Origin of the sequence: Paenibacillus tritici (genome assembly GCF_013204885.1) — a bacterium.
GTDB lineage: Bacteria > Bacillota > Bacilli > Paenibacillales > Paenibacillaceae > Paenibacillus_AQ > Paenibacillus_AQ tritici.
This window is the reverse complement of record NZ_JABMKX010000007.1, coordinates 271,322-287,898: the sequence shown is the minus strand read 5'-3', so window position 1 is coordinate 287,898 and position 16,577 is coordinate 271,322. Positions and strand designations below refer to the sequence as shown.

The window sequence follows — 16,577 nt, the reverse complement described above, 5'->3', positions numbered from 1 at the left end:
CGACGGTACGGCAAAAGGTTGGAAGAACAATGCTCACAGACTAAGGAGGGTCAACATGGTTAACAAGGTGCTGCCCTTTCGGGACTTGTTCGTATCTATGCTGGAAATGGGCAGCGGAGTAGTTGGCCCAGGAGAACCGGTCATATGGAAATTGGAAGAGCAGGAACAGTTATTATTGTTCCTGCTGGAGGGAAGCGCCAGTGTACAGGTGGGAGGGGAAGTTCTGGAGCTAGGAAGCGATCAGCTGATAATAGTACAGGGGGGAGCGGGAGCCGGCCTTTTTCATAGAGAAGGTAAGATGGTCCGGTATTGCGTGATTACTTGTGAGATCCACCAGGTGAGCCCACTCCAAATGGCTTCCAACACCTCTTTGTTTCTCTACAATAGGGTGTTGAATCAGACTGCAGCCATTCGTGGCAAGGTCCAAGAATTGAATCGGCATGCTGGAAACACTGACGAAGAGAGCCAGCAGGACAACCATTTTTTGTTTCAAAAACTGATCTACTGCTTGTTGAAGCTGGAGCCTAAGCCTGTGGCACCGCCGCGCCTACATCCGCAGTCTGCAATGGAGCTGACCTTATCCTATCTGGGGGAGAATTATGACAAGCCCGTTTCTGTGGAGAGGCTGGCACAGTTGGCTGGCATGAGCCGGCGCTGGTATACGGAGATGTTCAAGCGGATGACAAGTCAAAGTCCCGGTGATTACGTGGCCGAGCTGCGGATAGGCAAAGCCAAAGAGCTGTTGAATCTAACCGATGACCCGTTATATGAAATTGCACGTAAGGTGGGTTATGAGGACGAGCATTATTTCAGCAGAAGGTTCAAGCAGAAGGTAGGGGCCTCCCCGCGGCATTATCTCAAGCATCGGCGGGTGTTTGGCACTACGGTAACCTATCCCGAGTTCATGCATGTGCTGGGTGTGACGCCGATGGCGGCCCGGGTAGTCGATCAAGGGTTTCCTTTTTATTTGCAGGAGTCTTTTCGCCATGTGGAGAAGCTGGGGAGCGCAGCAGGTCTTCATCTTAGCCAAATCCGTGCGGCCCGCCCCGACTTGATCTTGGCTGCGGAGTGGCAGGACCAGATGGACTATGATGAACTGCGTACTATCGCTCCGACGATTGTATTACCGGATCGGGACGATTGGCGCGAAGAGCTGCGGGATATGGGTGAAATTCTGAACAGGCGCGTTCAGGTCATGCAGGTTATTGCGGCATATGAGCAGCAGTTGGACAAGGCCCGGGAGAGCTTATACCGGCAGGTCTCGGGCAAAAGTGTACTGTATGTGCGTCTGACCTCAGAAGGAGTGGTGGCATTCGGGAATCTCTCGTCGAGAGGAAGGCTGCTCTATACGGAACTAGGCCTGGCAGCACCGGATGATTCCTTGCTTCATGTCGATGGTGAATTGCTGACCCGCGAGCAGTTGGCCGAATATCATGCCGATTATATTATTCTTCAAGCCGACCCCGGTGTGGATGAGCAGGCTCTGCTGCCGGTGCAATGGGAATACAGAGAGCCTTATACGCCGCAGATGCAGCGGGTGTACCGGGTGGGCCATGAGGAATGGTACAATTTCTCATTTTCACCACTGGCGACACAGTATGCGCTGGGAGATCTGGTACGGCTGCTCAAAAATCCATGAACCCTGCCCGGTTGTCCATTCAATAATCTCAACCCATCTATATAATGAGAATGAGAATTATTATTAATTAGAATGTGTGAGAGGAATGGGCATATGAGAAGAGGAACGAAATGGGGAACTGCTGCCGTGTCACTCCTGCTGCTGCTCACAACAGCTTGCGGGTCCAATAATGTTAAAGACGAGGCGAAAGCCCAAGCTGCAGAACCCGGCAAGGCAATCCGGGTGATCGCTACATCTGTTACCTATCCTGATTTTTTATATTCACTGGGAGTGACCCCGGTTGCAGCAGAGAACTATCACACTGAGTTTCCTAGTTATTTCAAAGGAACGTTCAAGGATGTCATTCCATTGGGTGGCAATTTGAACTTGGAGGGGATCCTCTCCGCAGCACCCGATCTAATTATTGGGCCCAAGTGGAGAGACGAGAAGAGTTACGATCAACTCTCCAAAATTGCCCAGACTAAGCTGATGCCTGAGCGTGACAACTGGAGGGATGAACTCCGTGATATCGCGGGCGTTCTGGATAAACAAGACAAGGCAGAAGAAGTCATCCGGGATTTCGACGAGCATATGAAGGCTTCCAAAGCGAAGCTGCAGGCGGTGGCGGGAGATGAAACGTTTATATACATGCGTATCATGGCCTCCGAAGCGTTCGTGATGGGTGAGCGATCAAGCAGAGGCAAAATTATTCATGGAGAATTGGGCCTAAAACCGGTAGCGGCATATCCGGCAGAGGAAGAAAGCATCATCATTTCACTGGAAGTGCTGCCTGAATATAACCCTGATCATATCATCCTTCAAGTGGATGGCGGGGATGACGGGGCAAGTGCCCAGAAGCTGTTTGATTCTATGGAATCCACCAGCGTATGGAAGAGTCTCAAGGCCGTGAAGGCAAACCATGTGTATAAGGTGGGAGATAAAGAATGGATGAATTTCGGGTTTTCGCCGGTCGCCACAGTAGAGGCAGTAGATGAGATTGTGGATTCCATTACCCAATAATAAGGTTTAAAAAGGAGAACGGGATGGAGAACGGGATCGAGCGGATCATCCGCGAACGTAGAACGATTAAATCTTTTACAGACCGGCCAATTGAGAAGCAAGACCTGCTCAATCTGTTGAATGCTGCGGTATGGGCTCCGTTTCACTCTAAGGAGGAGCCGTGGCGGTTTATTATTTTCCGGGAAAAGGGCCGCAAGGTCTTCTCCGATGCCGTCCTGTCCACCTACACCCCAGCCGAGCTGGAACGGTTCGGTGAAGGCGCAGCCAAAGAATATTGCGACAAGACACCGGTGCATCTTCTCGTTGTGGTCCGTGAAGAACGTGATCCGTGGAAAATGAAGGAAGCGATGCTTGCCGCCGCTGCGTTTATCCAGAATTTGCAGCTCCTGGCCTGGGAACAAGGGATTGGTTTTGTGTGGAAAACGAGCGAGTACAACCGGGAGAATGTTTTTACCAGCCAGGTTGGCATTTCCCCTGAAGAATGTCTGATAGGCACCTTGCACGTAGGGTACATCAACAAGGACCATGTTCCCAAGCCCAGACCCCGCAAGCCAGCGGAGGAATTGGTCACTTGGGTGGAGGGGTGAGAAGAACTCCTCTGCGAGATTGAAGGAGCAGCCATTCCCGTTGGGAATGGCTGTTAACCTTTCTTCTTCAGCTATTGCGGTGAACCGTAGCGTGTTTGATAATGAAGCATCACGATCTGACCCATTCGCTCGGAATGGGTTAAGGTTAGATTCTCTGGCAGTGTTCCGGCAGGGAATAAGGGAATGCCTTCTCCCAGAATGGTGGGAATAAGCGCAATTTGGAGCTCATCCAGCAATTGAAGCTTCAGGACGCTCTGGACAAGCAATCCACCGCCTACAATCCAGACCTTGCCTTCTGAGGTTTGTTGTAACCGGGGGATAAGCCGGTCAATGGATTCGCCTGTAAAAACAACATGTGGCGCAGGCGGTTGCCCGGAATGCGTAAGGACAAAAGCCGGTTTATCTGCATAGGGGAATTCATCGGCTAGCTTCAGCACCTCTTCATAAGTATTCCGCCCCATCACTACGCTTCCCACAGTTTCATAGAATTCACTATACCCGTTATCCCCTCCATTTCCTTCGATCTCATACAACCAGTCGACAGAGCCATCGGGCCTTGCGATGTAACCATCCAGACTCATAGCGATGTACAGCACAACTTTATGTTTTGACATTGTTATCGCTCCCTTCTAGACTCAATGATACACTTGAACTATGACAAAATATGACGTAGTTAGGTGGAGCCGTGGAGAAGAGAGAGATTTCATTTGCTTATCATTCCCGCAGCGGCAAGAGCAGCTGTATTCCTGTTGAAGAGTTCCCGTTCACGGCGCAGAAGCTGCTTGCATACGGGCCGGAAGTGAAGGTGGTCTCTCCAAGGGAGTTGCAGGAATGCGTCAGAGAGTTGCTAGAGAAGACTATAAGTCAGTATTCATAACATACTCAATATCCATTTTCCCGGGGTGTTGACAGCTAGACTATTAATTGTTATATTCTCAACGTCAAAAATTTTAACTATATTTAACAATTAAAGAGGTAGTAGAAGCTCATGAAGCGGTAAAACAAAAAATGGAGGGATGTACAAATGGCAAAGGTTACGGTTGGGCAGGAGAATGGAACTTCAATTGAGCTTCATTATGAGGATGTCGGAACAGGGAAGCCAGTTGTGCTGATTCATGGTTGGCCGCTCAGTGGAAGGTCCTGGGAGAAGCAAGTGCCTGCACTAGTGGAAGCCGGTTATCGGGTGATCACGTATGATCGCCGTGGATTCGGTCAGTCTTCCCAGCCGTGGAACGGATACGACTATGATACATTCGCGGCGGATTTGCATGGGTTGATGTTGAACCTGGATCTTCACGATGTGACATTGGTCGGGTTCTCCATGGGCGGAGGAGAAGTAGCGCGTTACATTGGTACTTATGGAGTGGATCGGGTATCAAAAGCGGTGTTGGCCGGTGCTGTCCCGCCGTATCTGTACAAATCCTCGGATAACCCGGACGGCGGATTTGACGATGCGACTATTAAAGGATTCCAAGAGGGGGTAAAGGCGGATCGTTTAGGGTTCCTAGATGGGTTTGTAACCAATTTCTTCGCCTCTGGGGATAGAACTGACTTGGTAAATGAAGCGTTCCGCTTATACAATCGCGATATTGCAGCTTTTGCGTCGCCGAAAGGCACGCTTGATTGCATCTCGGCATTCAGCTATACCGATTTTCGTGCGGACCTTGAGAAATTCAAATTGCCAACGCTTATTCTTCATGGGGATGCTGATGCGATCGTTCCTGTCGAGATCAGTGGTCAAAAAGCGCATGAGCGGATCGCAGGTAGCCAGTTAGTTGTAATTGAGGGCGGCCCCCACGGATTCAATGTTACCCACGCTAAGGAATTTAACCATGCCTTGTTGCAATTCTTGAAGGGCTGATACTACAAAAAAAACCGTCTTATGTATGATGAAAAGGATCATAACATACATAAGACGGTTTTTTTGTATGATAAAGTTGACACGATGTATAGTTTGGTATACATTATGTTTAGTAAACTATACTAAAGGTGGTGTCATACATGACTTATCAGGAAAAGAAGAGCATCGTATCACTAATCAGCACCCTGCTCATTTTTACAGTGTATTTGCTGTACAGGTACCCGCAGTATCCCAATGAAGTGTTGGATTCAAAAGTAACCTTCCATTACTGGGGTTCCTTCATTCTTGTATTGACCTTGGTTTCCATCGCGGCACATATCGTGATCAGCATTGTTTTTAACATCATCTTCCGGATGACGACAGGTGAAAAGGAACCTGCATTCGCGGACGAACTGGATAAGCGCATCGACTTGCTGGCCTTCCGAAATTCATTTGCTATGTTTGTCAGTGGCTTCCTGCTGGCTATGGGCTCATTGGTTATAGACCAGCCTTTGAAGGTAATGTTCATCGTCCTAATCGCCGCTGGATTTCTGTCAGACGTAACCGGTTCAATATCGAGACTGTATTACTACAGGAGAGGAGTCTAAGATGGGCAAAGTTCTTGTTGGCAATTACATCAGAAAATTACGCTTCGATCTTAACGAAATGACCCAGCAGCAGCTGGCCGACAAGGTAGGTGTAACCAGACAAACGATCGTAGCTCTTGAAAAAGGAAATTACTCTCCTTCACTGGAGTTGGCCTTTCGTATAGCCCGCACCTTTAACTTGCCGCTCGAAGAGGTATTCTTTTACGGGGAAAATTCAGAAAAGCCAAGTGGGAAATAGATAGGGGGTAAAGGATGAGAGCAATGGTATATGCCAAATACGGTTCGCCTGATGTGCTTCACCTGAAGGAGCTAGAGAAACCTGCACCGAAGGATAACGAAGTCCTTGTCAGAATCTATGCGGCAACGGTAACAGCGGGGGACTGGCGTATGCGAAAGGCTGACCCGTTCCTTGCAAGATTGTACAATGGTCTCTTAAGGCCCAAAAAGGTAACGATATTGGGGTTTGAGTTAGCCGGGGAAGTTGAAGCCGCAGGCAAAAATGTAACACGCTTTAAGATTGGCGATCAAATATTTGCGTCTTGTGGTTTCAGCTTCGGTGCATATGCCGAGTACAAATGTCTGCCTGAAGATGGACTGGTGGTCATGAAGCCGGTCAATGTGAGCTATGAGCAGGCTGCCGCTGTTCCCGTCGGGGGGCTCACCGCGTTGAACTTTCTAAGGAAGGGGCAACTCGCGAGCGGAATGAAGGTGCTTATTTATGGAGCCTCTGGAAGTGTAGGAACTTATGCGGTCCAGCTTGCCAAATATTATGGGGCAGATGTAACAGGGGTATGCAGTACTGCTAATCTTGAGCTGGTAAGATCTATAGGAGCCGACCGGGTCATAGATTATACGAAGCAGAAGTTCATGGCGCATGAAGAAAGCTATGATCTGATCTTTGATGCCGTTGGGCAAAAGATATCGAAAATCAAAAAATCGGCATTCAAAAAAGCACTGCGTACGAACGGGAAGTATGTGAGTGTGGATATGTCACACAAGCCTCGCGTGGAAGATCTTATCTTCCTCCAAGAGCAGCTTGAGGCCGGTACCCTTAAGCCTGTTATTGATAGATGCTATTCACTGGAACAAATTCCGGATGCCCATCGTTATGTCGAACAAAAACATAAGAAGGGGAATGTCGTCATTACTGTAAGTTCCCTATCCTAAGGAACAGCTCAAAGGGAGTGTGCGAACACTCCCTTTGAGCTGATATTGTATGTTATCAAAATGTAAAAATTAAAGCGCTTACTATTGAAGATTTATATAAAATGTATTTATTAACATTATTCGACAAAATTCACCTTACTTTTACGTGGTATCTATGATATATTCTGGATGAATATGGATAGTGAAGAAGTGAAAGGGGAAGGGGAATGCGTATGGAGGCGCTTGTGTGGACATCGAATCATAAGCTGGAGCTCTGCGAATGGGAAGAGCCGACAATTGCAGCACCGGATGAAGTCAAGATCCGGATTGAGATGACGGGTGTATGTGGAACAGATTTAGCAGTCATAACGGGCAAAGAGGAGGGGGTTCCAGGCGTTATTCGCGGTCATGAGGCTGTAGGGACCGTAATTGAAACCGGCAGCAACGTTGACCGCGTTAAGGTAGGCGACCGCGTGGTTATTGATCCGAATCAAAGCTGCGAGAAATGTTATTTTTGCTTGAAGAAACAGCCGCACCTCTGCATGGGCACCGATGGAAATGGGATGCCTATTGCGGGTTTGAATCGAAATGGGACATTCACTTTTTTTTACTCTACTGTACAAACGTTTGCACACCTGCTTCCTGATCATATGAGCTGGGAAACAGGGGTTTTGATCGAGCCTCTTGCCTGTGTGCTGCACAATTTCAAAGAGGCTAATGTCACTGCAGATGATAAGGTGCTCATTCTTGGATCGGGTCCGATGGGATTGCTAAGTCAAATTGTGAGTAAATCCAAGGCGGCTCTTACCGTTGCGACGGAAATTAATCCTTACCGGTTGGCTTTTGCCAGAGAAATCTCAGATTATGCTCTGACACCTTCCCAATTACATGAAGCTACCGTAGAAGAGATCTGCTCGGGACATAAGTTTGATGTGATTATCGACACGGTAGGCACTCAGCTCGAAATGGCGGAGCAATGGATTGAGCGTGGAGGCCGCATCGTTCCTTTTGGTATTAATGCGAATTACCGGTACACTTTTTCTCCTACCAAATTCGTACAGCAGGCCATCAAAATTATCGCAGCAGGCGAATACCGCTACATGTTCGAGGAAGCTATACGGTTTGCTGCTGAGACACCTGAACTGGAGAAACTGGTGACTAGAAAAGTTAAGCTCAATCAGCACGAAGCAGCAATAAACGAGTTGATCGGCTATGAATTGAATTCTTTGAAGGTGGTTGAGAGTGATACCGTGAAGACGGTTTTTGTTCCCTAAATGTGGAGCTGTAATTAGCGAGGGGTGGATCTATTCATGGGCAAAGAAGACAAATTTAGACTTGTTCAGGATTACTTGTCTATGAACAAGGCCAGAGAGGTAGAGCCGATTTGGATACCTGCAGTGTGGAATGAGTGCAGCTATAAGCCTATTCTCTACGAAAAAGACGGTGAAATATGTGTGCATCCGTACGATTTTTTGACAGAGCATTTGAGGTATGTAGACAAGCTTTCCTGGAGGTATTTGCTCAAGGAACGCACGAATTTAGACGAGAGCACGATCTATTCTGCGTTAATTCGTTATTCGACGGCCTGGGATTACAACCATGACGGAACAGTCGAATCGGGCACTTTTCTAAAATTCCTTATTCTTCTGCCGCTGTTAAAGAAAATGGGCGTCAATATTCTGTATATGCTTCCAGTAAACCAGTATAGCAAGTTAAATCTGAAGGGGGATATCGGGTCACCTTATGCTGTGCAATCGTTATTCCACTTGGACCAGAACCTGCATGACAGCTTGTTGGACGGTATGGAAGAGTTCACCATCCACGATGAGCTTAGCGCTTTGGTAGAAGCTTGTCATTTGCTCGATATCAAGACTGTTGTCGATTTCATTCCTCGTGTAACGGCGAGAAACAGTGCATTCATTACTGAGCATCCCGAATGGGTGTACTGGATCAAGCTTGAGGAATTAGAAGGCTTTGCGCCGCCGCCGATTCCTGAGCTTGGATTCTTTGAGGAGTGTACGCCCGACCACTTGGAGACGGTCTATCACAGCCAGGAGACCGCAGCATTCCTGCGGAAGTTCTCACCGCCGCCCCAAGAACTTCATCCCAGCCTTTGGCAGCAGTTGAAGGAAAGAGCTGCTAATTATGAAGACGAGCTATTAACTTTGGTGGAGCAAGAGATGGGAATAACAACCTCTCCGGCGCATTCGGATTGGATTAATGATGTGCAGCCGATTTGGACAGACATTACGTTCTTGCGCCTCTATAAAGATTTCTCTCCGCAAGTGAGACATCTTATCAGCAGGGGTCAGGCGCCATATGTCCTTTTTGATACGATTAAATGCAATGACTACCCGGGAGAGGAGCCGAATTGGGAGTTATGGGACGTTCTGGAGCAGGCAGTACGCTTTAATCTCGAAAAGTATGGGATTGACGGCTTCCGCATCGACATCGGACATGTGCTTCCTATTCCGTTGTTGACTCGTATTTTTGACACGGTTAAAGAGATGAATCCGAATGCGCTCCTGATCAGTGAAGATTTGTTCAACCGCAATCACAGGAAGGCAGCGAACACGGGCTACAACATTATGCTTGGAAGCGGATGGAACGTGATGACGGAGATTACTAAGGAGAACCTGGTTTCATTCTTAGAGGAACTGCCCGAGTTGAATATTCATGTGTTTGCTTGTGCAGAAACGGCAGATACTCCCCGGATCACGAGCCGGGGCGGTGTCGGGGTTGCCCGGATGATCGCAGTATTTAATCAATTTCTTCCGAACGCAATTCCTTACGTGACAACGGGCTATGAAATGAATGAGGAGCAGCCCCTGAACTGTGGTCTTGGTGACAACACGAACGGTGAGGAGATTTCCCGCGCTTTTTTTAATGTCATGCAAATTAATTGGACTAATCCTGCACCCATGCTGCCGCTGCTGGCGGAGCTAAGTGAATTTAAGGAAGCTTGGCACCACCTCGTGAAGCCGGAGAACTTTTTCGTGGCTCAATCCCCGGAAGGTACTGCTATATACGGGTATATGCAAGGGGATGAGACGATGCTGTGCTGCTTTAACTTGAGTGCCGATGCTGTCTGCCAAGTCGATTTAAACGTGGCCGTACCCGGCCGATGCCCAATGACTGTAACACTGGATAGCTCTTTAACGGGTAGCAGCGTAGGTCAGGCGTTCGACTTCTTGCAGCTTGCGCCTAATCAGGCTCTAGTGCTCATTAACAATTGTAGATAAGGGAGAGAGGCTGCGAATGGAAAAGAACAACAAGGAAATCGTGCTATGGCATGAGTTTGACGGTCCGGGAGATACCTCGATTGAAGTGCTGGAGGGGATTTGCAAGCTGTATACAGAGCGCTTCAGCGTACAAATTACGCCACAAGTGATGAACATTACGGAACTGACTGCGCGCTTGAACCGAATCAAACATACCCGCCAAGGTCCGCATCTGGCGATGGTTCCTGCCGATATGTCCTCCTATGTCGACAATGGTCTTTACTCCGAGGTTCCGGGCGGGTTGTTTGAGGATGTGCTGACTGAGGAGGCCCTTTCCACGATGCAAATGGAGGGTGTCCAGTATGGTATCCCGGTCTTGCGGGGCAATCATCTGGTTCTATATTACAATCCGGAGATTTACCCCAGTGCACCAGCGACATGGAACGTGTTTGAAGAGGCAGCAGAGAGGTTAACCGCCCAAGGCATCGTACCCATTGGGGCGGATCTACAACAGGGCTATTGGTTTATTCCGTTCCTTACAGCTTTCGGTGGCTGGCCTGTACAGAATGGAAAGCCGAATATCGTCAGCCCTGAAATGAAGCAAGCGCTTGAATTCATCCGCGACAAGATGGATCAGGGCGTACTCGTCAGTCTCGACGGTTCTACAGGACTGCTAGAGCAGTTCATTGACGGTAAGATCGGCGCTATTATTTGTGGGGAGTGGATCTACAACCATCTGGACAAGCATATGAACGATAGGCTTGAGGTTTGCCAGCTTCCAGTCATAGAAGGCCAGCAATCGCTATCTATGTCTTCTTCCATCGGCCTGATCTACCCGAATTTTTCATTAACCACGGAGGAGCGGGAGGATATTTTGTCATTCACGCGTTTTATGCTGAGTGACGAATGCCAAACCCTGTGGACGCAGGGCGTGCAGCGAATTCCGGCTCAGGAGCAGGTGCTACACCGCCTAAGTGCCTCTGCTGCACCTAATAAAAGAATGATTTTGTCGCTTTTAGACCACACACGGCCGATGCCGACTTACCCCTTCATGATCCATGTTTGGGAGGCTCTAAATGCGGGTCTGATCGAGTTGCCCTTAAGCAATCCCGAACAAGCCTTGAAAAGAATGGAACAGACCCTCAAAGCATCCTGGGGCGCATTACAAAACTAATCAGATAAGGGGAGAAGAGAAATGAAAACAACGATATTCAGCCAAATTTCAATCGACGGAAAGCTCACGATGGGGGCCGGGAATTCGAGTAAAGAGCTTTTTTCCTTATTTTCCAGTGAGGATATGGAATTCATCCATCTATTCCGGGGGAATGTGCAGGGCATTATGGTTGGTAAAAATACAATCCTGACCGACAATCCATTTCTTACGAATCGGTATGAGGAGAACAAAAATCCAATCCGTATCATACCGACGACTACCCTGGATATTCCGATGGACTGCAATGTGCTTTCGGATCAGGGAAAGACGATTATTGTCACGACCGAGAAAGGACGGGATGAAGATAAGATCAAGCAGATCCGGGAAAGAGGGAAGGAGTGCCTCATCTGCGGCAAGGATACCGTTGATTTTGTGGAGCTTGAACGTCAGTTAGAGGAAAATTACGGGATCACCAGCCTGATGGTTGAAGGTGGCGGATTTTTGAACTGGCATATTTTCAATCAGGATATCGTCGATGAAATTATTCTGATGCAGCTCCCGATCATCATCGGCGGCTCCACGAACATTACTTTAGTGGATGGAGACGGGTATCAGCAATTGAGCTTTGCGAAGAAGTTCAAGGTTGTAGAAATTCAGCCAAACGATAATTACACACTTATGCGCTACAAAAAGGTGATATGACCTCACACTAAGTCATAGACTGCAATGGCTATGGATTAATGGAAAAATCTAGAATATGGGGGTTATGTACGAATCATGTCAGAGAACAAAGAGTTCTATAAAAGTGTGTATAAAATCGCTGTGCCCGTTACGCTTCAAAGCTTGCTGATGGCACTGCTCAATTTGACGGATCAATTGATGGTCGGGCAGCTTGGAGATGTGGCCATTGCCTCGGTGGGGATATCTACCAAAATATACGGGATCATCGCGGTTGTCCTAGCCGGTTTATCGACGGGAGTATCCATTTACGCTGCCCAGTTTTGGGGGAACAAGGATTCCAAAAGTGTCTCCCAAGTGCTGGGTCTCGGGCTGATCACCGGATTCACGTTCTCTTTCCTGTTCTCTGCGGCTGTCTTCCTGGATTCGCCGCTCTTTTTGAGCCTGTTCACTACAGATGTGAATGTAATAGATGAGGGGTACATTTTCCTTCAGGTCATGTCGATCGGCTTTGTGCCTGTTATGCTCACGATGATGTATTCCGCGATTTTGCGCAGTACGGGCCATGCCAAATGGCCGATGTATGTAAGTTTAATCTCAGTGGGTTTAAATATTATACTGAATTACGTGCTTATATACGGCCATTTCGGCGCTCCTGCGCTTGGTCTGAAGGGCGCGGCCATTGCTACCCTTATTTCCAGGATCTTAGAATGCTTGTTGATCATTGGTGCCGTATACCGATATCGTTTACCGGGAGCTGTCGGGTTAAAGAACTTGTTCATCATTCCTAAACCGCTCATTCGCAAGTTTTTTGGAACGACCTATCCGCTGCTACTGACTGAATTGATCTGGGTATTGGGCGAAACGGTATATGCGATCATTTATAGCCGTATGGGGTCAACGGAAATGACTGCGATGACTATTACCTTCCCGCTGCAGGGTCTTTGTATCGGCTTATTATCGGGACTGGCCAGTGCAGCAGGAGTAATGGTTGGTAACCGTTTGGGTGCGGACGAAACTGAACTTGCACTCGATCACGCGAAAAGGTTCATTCGCCTTGGCATCATTATCTCTCTGATTGTCGGGGTTATCATTGCGGCAGGTTCGAAGCTGTATGTCTCTGCATTCAATATCTCCGAGGATGCTAAGCAAATGAGCATGTATATCGTTATCGTGTTTGCTGGATTTCTTTGGGTCAAGGTGTCCAATATGATTATAGCTGGCGGAATTCTAAACAGCGGGGGAGACAGTAAGTTCGTGTTCACCTTGGAATCGACCACAACGTGGCTGATAGGTGTCCCCTCCGGGCTGCTGCTGTCCTATGTCTGGAACCAGCCTGTGTACCTTGTGTATCTCGTCATCTCCCTAGAGGAGGTTGTCCGCTTTGGCTTCGGATATGCCCGGATTTACTCCCGCAAGTGGATAAGAAATCTAGTTCATGATGTGGCTGAAAAGGCCATGTAACAGACGACACTGCAATGCGGGTTGACACAAAAGTAATTAGGTGCCATACTATGTGTATGAACAACAACAATAGAAAAATAAATGACATGGAGGCAATCCCCTCCCTTGTACAATCCAAGCGTCAGATTGATCGCTATAACCTGGACATAGACGCACAGGCTATACTCGTCGCGTCTAGGCTAATGGCAGCGGGAGCCCAGCTTGGTCAGGCCTCGGAGATTCATTTCTCCAGATTCGGCTTATCAACAGGCAGATATCGTGTATTGGCAGATCTCGAAGATTACGAAGGAGAAGAGTTGCCTTCGCAATTAGCAGAGCATCTAGGCGTTACACGTGCTACAGTGACTGGTCTGATCGACATTCTTGAACGGGATGGCCTAGTATCTAGACGGTTAAGCTCAAAAGATGGCCGTCAGAAATCGGTTATTTTGACGGAAGAAGGAGCGAAGAAGCTACGTGAAATGGCTCCTGAGCATTTCGCTTGGCTGGAGGCTACGGTGGGCTTACTCAGTATAGACGAGCGCAGCGTATTCCTCGACTTGCTGGGCCGGGTTACACAAGGCATCTCTGCCCTTATGGACGAACCAGGCTCGAAACCAAAATGAAACATCAGTAATGAGTAGAATGGGCTAGTAATGCTAGCCTCTTTTTACTCCTATATAGTTAGGTTCCTAATTATATCTCGCTGAAAGCACTCGACGGAATGATCTCAGAGAAGGAAGGGGCAACGAAATGAACCAGATGAAATACCCGAATCCGCCAGATGATGCTTACGGTATCAAGACGGTGGGTTCCAGAAAAAAGCCCTTTGCACTATGGCGTGAAGTTGTAATGGCCTATGCTGCTCCTGCCATCATGGCAGGTATTGGGGGATTGGTTACTGCTGATAGGGGGCTTCAAATCGGAGCATTGACCACAATCGGCGGTGCATCAGCTTTGATGGCTTTGATGATTGGCCTTATATTGCGCAGCCGGGTGGGTCATATGCGATGGGTCACAGGTGCACCTCACTTGGTTGTGGTAGGAGGGTTCGCAATAGCCGGGTCCTTGTATGGCCTATGCGCGGCATGGGTGACATCTGCTGTACTGGAACTTATGATGCCGGGCCATCACTTGGCCTGGGCCGATCGTGTCTGGACGGATTTCCCGTTGTCCGGATTCATAGCAAGCACGATAGTGACATGGCGGTGGCGTCTCGCCGTTACCACCCATTTGACATCCAAAAGGAGAAGAAAAAAATGATAGTTATTGTGGGAGCAACAGGTACGATAGGTAGTGCGCTGGTGGAACGTTTGGCTGATCTTGGCGTGCCCGTCAGGGCTCTGAGCAGAGAGCCGGAGAAGTTGCGTAAGCAGATCGGAGAAAAGGGCCGATCAGCTATCGAGGTCGTAGGGGCAGATGCTGCTGACCCCGAATCGCTGCGCCGCGCATGTACAGGTGCCAGCCAGCTCTTCCTCGCCATGTCCAACAGTCCAAGACAAATTGAATTGGAAACTTCAATCATTCAGATTGCAGGCCAATCTGGAATCGAGCACATCGTGAAAATATCCAGCCCTGCCTTTGAGCAGAGCTCTCCAGTAGCAGTGGCGGGCTGGCATCAAGAAATCGAGCAAGTGCTGAGGGAATCAGGTCTCACCCATACCGTGTTGCGCCCGTATGCATTCATGCAAAACCTAATGCGCTTTGCACCGACGATTACAACCCAAAATGTTTTCTTCGGCTCCATGGGCCATTCACCGTGTAACTTCATTGACTGCCGCGATATCGCAGATGTTGCCGCAGAAGCTCTAACTAACCCTGAGGTCACAGGCCAAATATACACGCTTACGGGTTCAGAGATTTTCAGCTATCCTCAGATCGCAGCCCGGCTGTCCGCCCTGCTCCATCGGCCAATAAGTTACATCAATATGGAACCCCAAGAACTACTCGGTAATCTTATCGAGCACGGGCATATGCCTCCTTGGCTGGCGAACCACGTTGTGGAGATTCAAACCATGTCCAGGGTGGTTCCAGAAAGTCCAAATGACACGGTGAGGCGCCTGCTCGGCAGAGAGCCGCGCAAGCTGGAAGCTTTTCTGCAGGAGTGTGTGGAGAATTTCCGGTAGTGGATGTCAATGACACGGGGTTGTGAAATCACACCCTTTTGCAACCCTGCTATTCGCTTACTTCTTTCTCCGTCTGCCAAAAAAAATACTGATATTATGAATAAGGATAGCTATGCTGATTAGCACCAATATATAAGAATAATCTGTTTTATCTGCCAGTAAAAGAGACACACCAAACAATGTAAAAGTAATTATAAAACTCAAAGATGTGTTTTGAGGATTACGGTCCTTTTTGTAGGCTGAGTATATACTATAAAACATTAGCCAGGCAATACCAATCACTATAAATATCTTTAAATACATAGGGGATCAAACCTTACTAGTGAATTTTAAAGTTGGGTGATGTAAATGATGACAAAGCCAAGTTAATCCGCCCGTATCATTCTATTACTAAAATATCAGAGAAGCAAGCGGCACACTTGGAGCGGATAACCTTCGTCATGGACATTTGCATATAGCACTGCTATAATGCTGGTATGAAAACCTATGACAAAATATTAGCAGCTGCTCTTAAGGTACTCGAAGAAGGGGGCGGAGCCCAATTTTCGACGCGAGCCGTAACTAAGATCGCACAGGTTACGGCTCCTACACTCTACCATCATTTCGGCAATGCCGATGGACTCCTGAGTGCAGCTATAGTGGAAGCATTCAAACAGTTATTGGAAAGTAAGATTACCGCAGTGGAGTCGACTATTCCAGAGAGGGCTCTTCGTCAAGGATGGGATGACTATGTCCGTTTTGCGGCTGCCCGTCCCCGGATTTATGCGGCTATGATGGGGCGGTTGCTTGAGGGCGCCCATATCGAGGCGGCAGATCAATCGCACCAAGCCCTAGTACAAAATGTTCAGAGAGTCGCCGCCGAAGGCAAACTGGCTGTGTCCGCTCAAGCAGCCGCAGATCTGGTCTGGGCTTCCGCCAATACGGCCGCTTGGCTGTATGTGACGGCCCAGTTTCGTAAGTCACCCCCGCCCCAACCCGACGATGTTGATCTTATTCGGGAAAGCGTAATGCAGATCATTTTGACAGAGCCTGGAGATTTCAAGAAAAGGCCTAATCTAGAAGAGGCATAAGAAAGATCGCCTATCCAACCTGGACCTCCAGGAGGATGGCGATTTTTTTTATGTTTGGAGGGTGCGA

At 48.3% G+C, this 16,577-nt stretch carries 18 protein-coding genes; 17 read left to right on the top strand and 1 reads right to left on the bottom strand.

What is annotated here, in order from left to right; translation table 11 throughout:
- The first annotated feature begins 55 nt into the window (after positions 1–55).
- From HQN87_RS14800 to HQN87_RS14790, 3 genes are all read left to right on the top strand, one after another.
- Positions 56–1,639: an AraC family transcriptional regulator gene (locus HQN87_RS14800; RefSeq protein WP_173134528.1), complete on the top strand. Its 1,584-nt coding sequence runs from the start codon at positions 56–58 to the stop codon at positions 1,637–1,639.
- 93 nt (positions 1,640–1,732) lie between these two features.
- The gene (locus HQN87_RS14795; RefSeq protein WP_173134525.1) at positions 1,733–2,638 is read left to right on the top strand and encodes an ABC transporter substrate-binding protein; all 906 of its coding nucleotides are present in this window, start codon (positions 1,733–1,735) and stop codon (positions 2,636–2,638) included.
- 23 nt (positions 2,639–2,661) lie between these two features.
- Positions 2,662–3,225 carry a nitroreductase family protein gene (locus tag HQN87_RS14790; protein WP_173134522.1) on the top strand — a complete coding sequence of 188 codons (564 nt, stop codon included), beginning with the start codon at positions 2,662–2,664 and terminating at the stop codon, positions 3,223–3,225.
- Positions 3,226–3,296: 71 nt separating this feature from the next.
- Here the strand turns inward: HQN87_RS14790 and HQN87_RS14785 are convergent, their stop codons facing one another.
- Entirely contained in the window at positions 3,297–3,839 is a 543-nt protein-coding gene (locus tag HQN87_RS14785) for a dihydrofolate reductase family protein (RefSeq protein WP_173134519.1), read from the bottom strand.
- A gap of 71 nt (positions 3,840–3,910) precedes the next feature.
- On the opposite strand from HQN87_RS14785, the gene HQN87_RS14780 reads away from it, so the two are divergent.
- The 14 genes from HQN87_RS14780 (at position 3,911) to HQN87_RS14715 (ending at position 16,510) form a co-directional block, all read left to right on the top strand.
- Entirely contained in the window at positions 3,911–4,102 is a 192-nt protein-coding gene (locus HQN87_RS14780) for a WCX domain-containing protein (RefSeq protein ID WP_173134516.1), read from the top strand.
- Between the two features lie 147 nt (positions 4,103–4,249).
- The gene (locus HQN87_RS14775; protein ID WP_173134513.1) at positions 4,250–5,086 is read left to right on the top strand and encodes an alpha/beta fold hydrolase; all 837 of its coding nucleotides are present in this window, start codon (positions 4,250–4,252) and stop codon (positions 5,084–5,086) included.
- A gap of 140 nt (positions 5,087–5,226) precedes the next feature.
- Positions 5,227–5,673, top strand: coding sequence for a hypothetical protein (locus tag HQN87_RS14770; protein ID WP_173134510.1), 447 nt, complete (start codon positions 5,227–5,229; stop codon positions 5,671–5,673).
- Between the two features lies 1 nt (position 5,674).
- On the top strand, positions 5,675–5,911 hold the full coding sequence (locus HQN87_RS14765) for a helix-turn-helix transcriptional regulator (RefSeq protein ID WP_173134507.1): 237 nt from the start codon (positions 5,675–5,677) through the stop codon (positions 5,909–5,911).
- Between the two features lie 14 nt (positions 5,912–5,925).
- The gene (locus HQN87_RS14760; RefSeq protein WP_173134504.1) at positions 5,926–6,840 is read left to right on the top strand and encodes an NAD(P)-dependent alcohol dehydrogenase; all 915 of its coding nucleotides are present in this window, start codon (positions 5,926–5,928) and stop codon (positions 6,838–6,840) included.
- Positions 6,841–7,052: 212 nt separating this feature from the next.
- On the top strand, positions 7,053–8,093 hold the full coding sequence (locus tag HQN87_RS14755; protein WP_173134501.1) for a zinc-dependent alcohol dehydrogenase: 1,041 nt from the start codon (positions 7,053–7,055) through the stop codon (positions 8,091–8,093).
- A 36-nt stretch (positions 8,094–8,129) separates the two neighbouring features.
- Complete coding sequence (locus tag HQN87_RS14750) at positions 8,130–10,061, top strand: alpha-amylase family protein (RefSeq protein WP_173134498.1); 1,932 nt, start codon at positions 8,130–8,132, stop codon at positions 10,059–10,061.
- Positions 10,062–10,077: 16 nt separating this feature from the next.
- Positions 10,078–11,214 carry a sugar ABC transporter substrate-binding protein gene (locus HQN87_RS14745; RefSeq protein WP_173134495.1) on the top strand — a complete coding sequence of 379 codons (1,137 nt, stop codon included), beginning with the start codon at positions 10,078–10,080 and terminating at the stop codon, positions 11,212–11,214.
- 21 nt (positions 11,215–11,235) lie between these two features.
- Positions 11,236–11,895 (top strand): dihydrofolate reductase family protein, encoded by a 660-nt coding sequence (locus HQN87_RS14740; protein WP_173134492.1) that lies wholly within the window; start codon positions 11,236–11,238, stop codon positions 11,893–11,895.
- A 75-nt stretch (positions 11,896–11,970) separates the two neighbouring features.
- Positions 11,971–13,335, top strand: coding sequence for an MATE family efflux transporter (locus HQN87_RS14735; RefSeq protein WP_173134489.1), 1,365 nt, complete (start codon positions 11,971–11,973; stop codon positions 13,333–13,335).
- Between the two features lie 56 nt (positions 13,336–13,391).
- On the top strand, positions 13,392–13,940 hold the full coding sequence (locus HQN87_RS14730) for a MarR family winged helix-turn-helix transcriptional regulator (protein WP_436836469.1): 549 nt from the start codon (positions 13,392–13,394) through the stop codon (positions 13,938–13,940).
- Positions 13,941–14,067: 127 nt separating this feature from the next.
- Entirely contained in the window at positions 14,068–14,577 is a 510-nt protein-coding gene (locus HQN87_RS14725; protein ID WP_173134482.1) for a hypothetical protein, read from the top strand.
- A complete protein-coding gene (locus HQN87_RS14720; RefSeq protein ID WP_173134479.1) occupies positions 14,574–15,440 on the top strand; it encodes an SDR family oxidoreductase in 867 nt (288 codons plus the stop codon). The genes HQN87_RS14725 and HQN87_RS14720 overlap by 4 nt, the downstream gene beginning before the upstream one ends.
- Positions 15,441–15,916: 476 nt before the next feature.
- Positions 15,917–16,510, top strand: coding sequence for a TetR/AcrR family transcriptional regulator (locus HQN87_RS14715; protein WP_173134476.1), 594 nt, complete (start codon positions 15,917–15,919; stop codon positions 16,508–16,510).
- The last annotated feature ends 67 nt before the right edge of the window (positions 16,511–16,577 follow it).

Excerpts from the sequence above, each read along its gene's own strand:
- HQN87_RS14765 (WP_173134507.1), top strand. The coding sequence starts at position 5,675 with ATGGGCAAAGTTCTTGTTGGCAATTACATCAGAAAATTACGCTTCGAT.
- HQN87_RS14745 (WP_173134495.1), top strand. The coding sequence starts at position 10,078 with ATGGAAAAGAACAACAAGGAAATCGTGCTATGGCATGAGTTTGACGGT.
- HQN87_RS14730 (WP_436836469.1), top strand. The coding sequence starts at position 13,392 with ATGAACAACAACAATAGAAAAATAAATGACATGGAGGCAATCCCCTCC.
- HQN87_RS14800 (WP_173134528.1), top strand. The coding sequence starts at position 56 with ATGGTTAACAAGGTGCTGCCCTTTCGGGACTTGTTCGTATCTATGCTG.
- HQN87_RS14720 (WP_173134479.1), top strand. The coding sequence starts at position 14,574 with ATGATAGTTATTGTGGGAGCAACAGGTACGATAGGTAGTGCGCTGGTG.
- HQN87_RS14770 (WP_173134510.1), top strand. The coding sequence starts at position 5,227 with ATGACTTATCAGGAAAAGAAGAGCATCGTATCACTAATCAGCACCCTG.
- HQN87_RS14725 (WP_173134482.1), top strand. The coding sequence starts at position 14,068 with ATGAACCAGATGAAATACCCGAATCCGCCAGATGATGCTTACGGTATC.
- HQN87_RS14755 (WP_173134501.1), top strand. The coding sequence starts at position 7,053 with ATGGAGGCGCTTGTGTGGACATCGAATCATAAGCTGGAGCTCTGCGAA.
- HQN87_RS14785 (WP_173134519.1), bottom strand. The coding sequence starts at position 3,839 with ATGTCAAAACATAAAGTTGTGCTGTACATCGCTATGAGTCTGGATGGT.
- HQN87_RS14750 (WP_173134498.1), top strand. The coding sequence starts at position 8,130 with ATGGGCAAAGAAGACAAATTTAGACTTGTTCAGGATTACTTGTCTATG.
- HQN87_RS14735 (WP_173134489.1), top strand. The coding sequence starts at position 11,971 with ATGTCAGAGAACAAAGAGTTCTATAAAAGTGTGTATAAAATCGCTGTG.
- HQN87_RS14790 (WP_173134522.1), top strand. The coding sequence starts at position 2,662 with ATGGAGAACGGGATCGAGCGGATCATCCGCGAACGTAGAACGATTAAA.
- HQN87_RS14760 (WP_173134504.1), top strand. The coding sequence starts at position 5,926 with ATGAGAGCAATGGTATATGCCAAATACGGTTCGCCTGATGTGCTTCAC.
- HQN87_RS14740 (WP_173134492.1), top strand. The coding sequence starts at position 11,236 with ATGAAAACAACGATATTCAGCCAAATTTCAATCGACGGAAAGCTCACG.
- HQN87_RS14795 (WP_173134525.1), top strand. The coding sequence starts at position 1,733 with ATGAGAAGAGGAACGAAATGGGGAACTGCTGCCGTGTCACTCCTGCTG.
- HQN87_RS14715 (WP_173134476.1), top strand. The coding sequence starts at position 15,917 with ATGAAAACCTATGACAAAATATTAGCAGCTGCTCTTAAGGTACTCGAA.
- HQN87_RS14775 (WP_173134513.1), top strand. The coding sequence starts at position 4,250 with ATGGCAAAGGTTACGGTTGGGCAGGAGAATGGAACTTCAATTGAGCTT.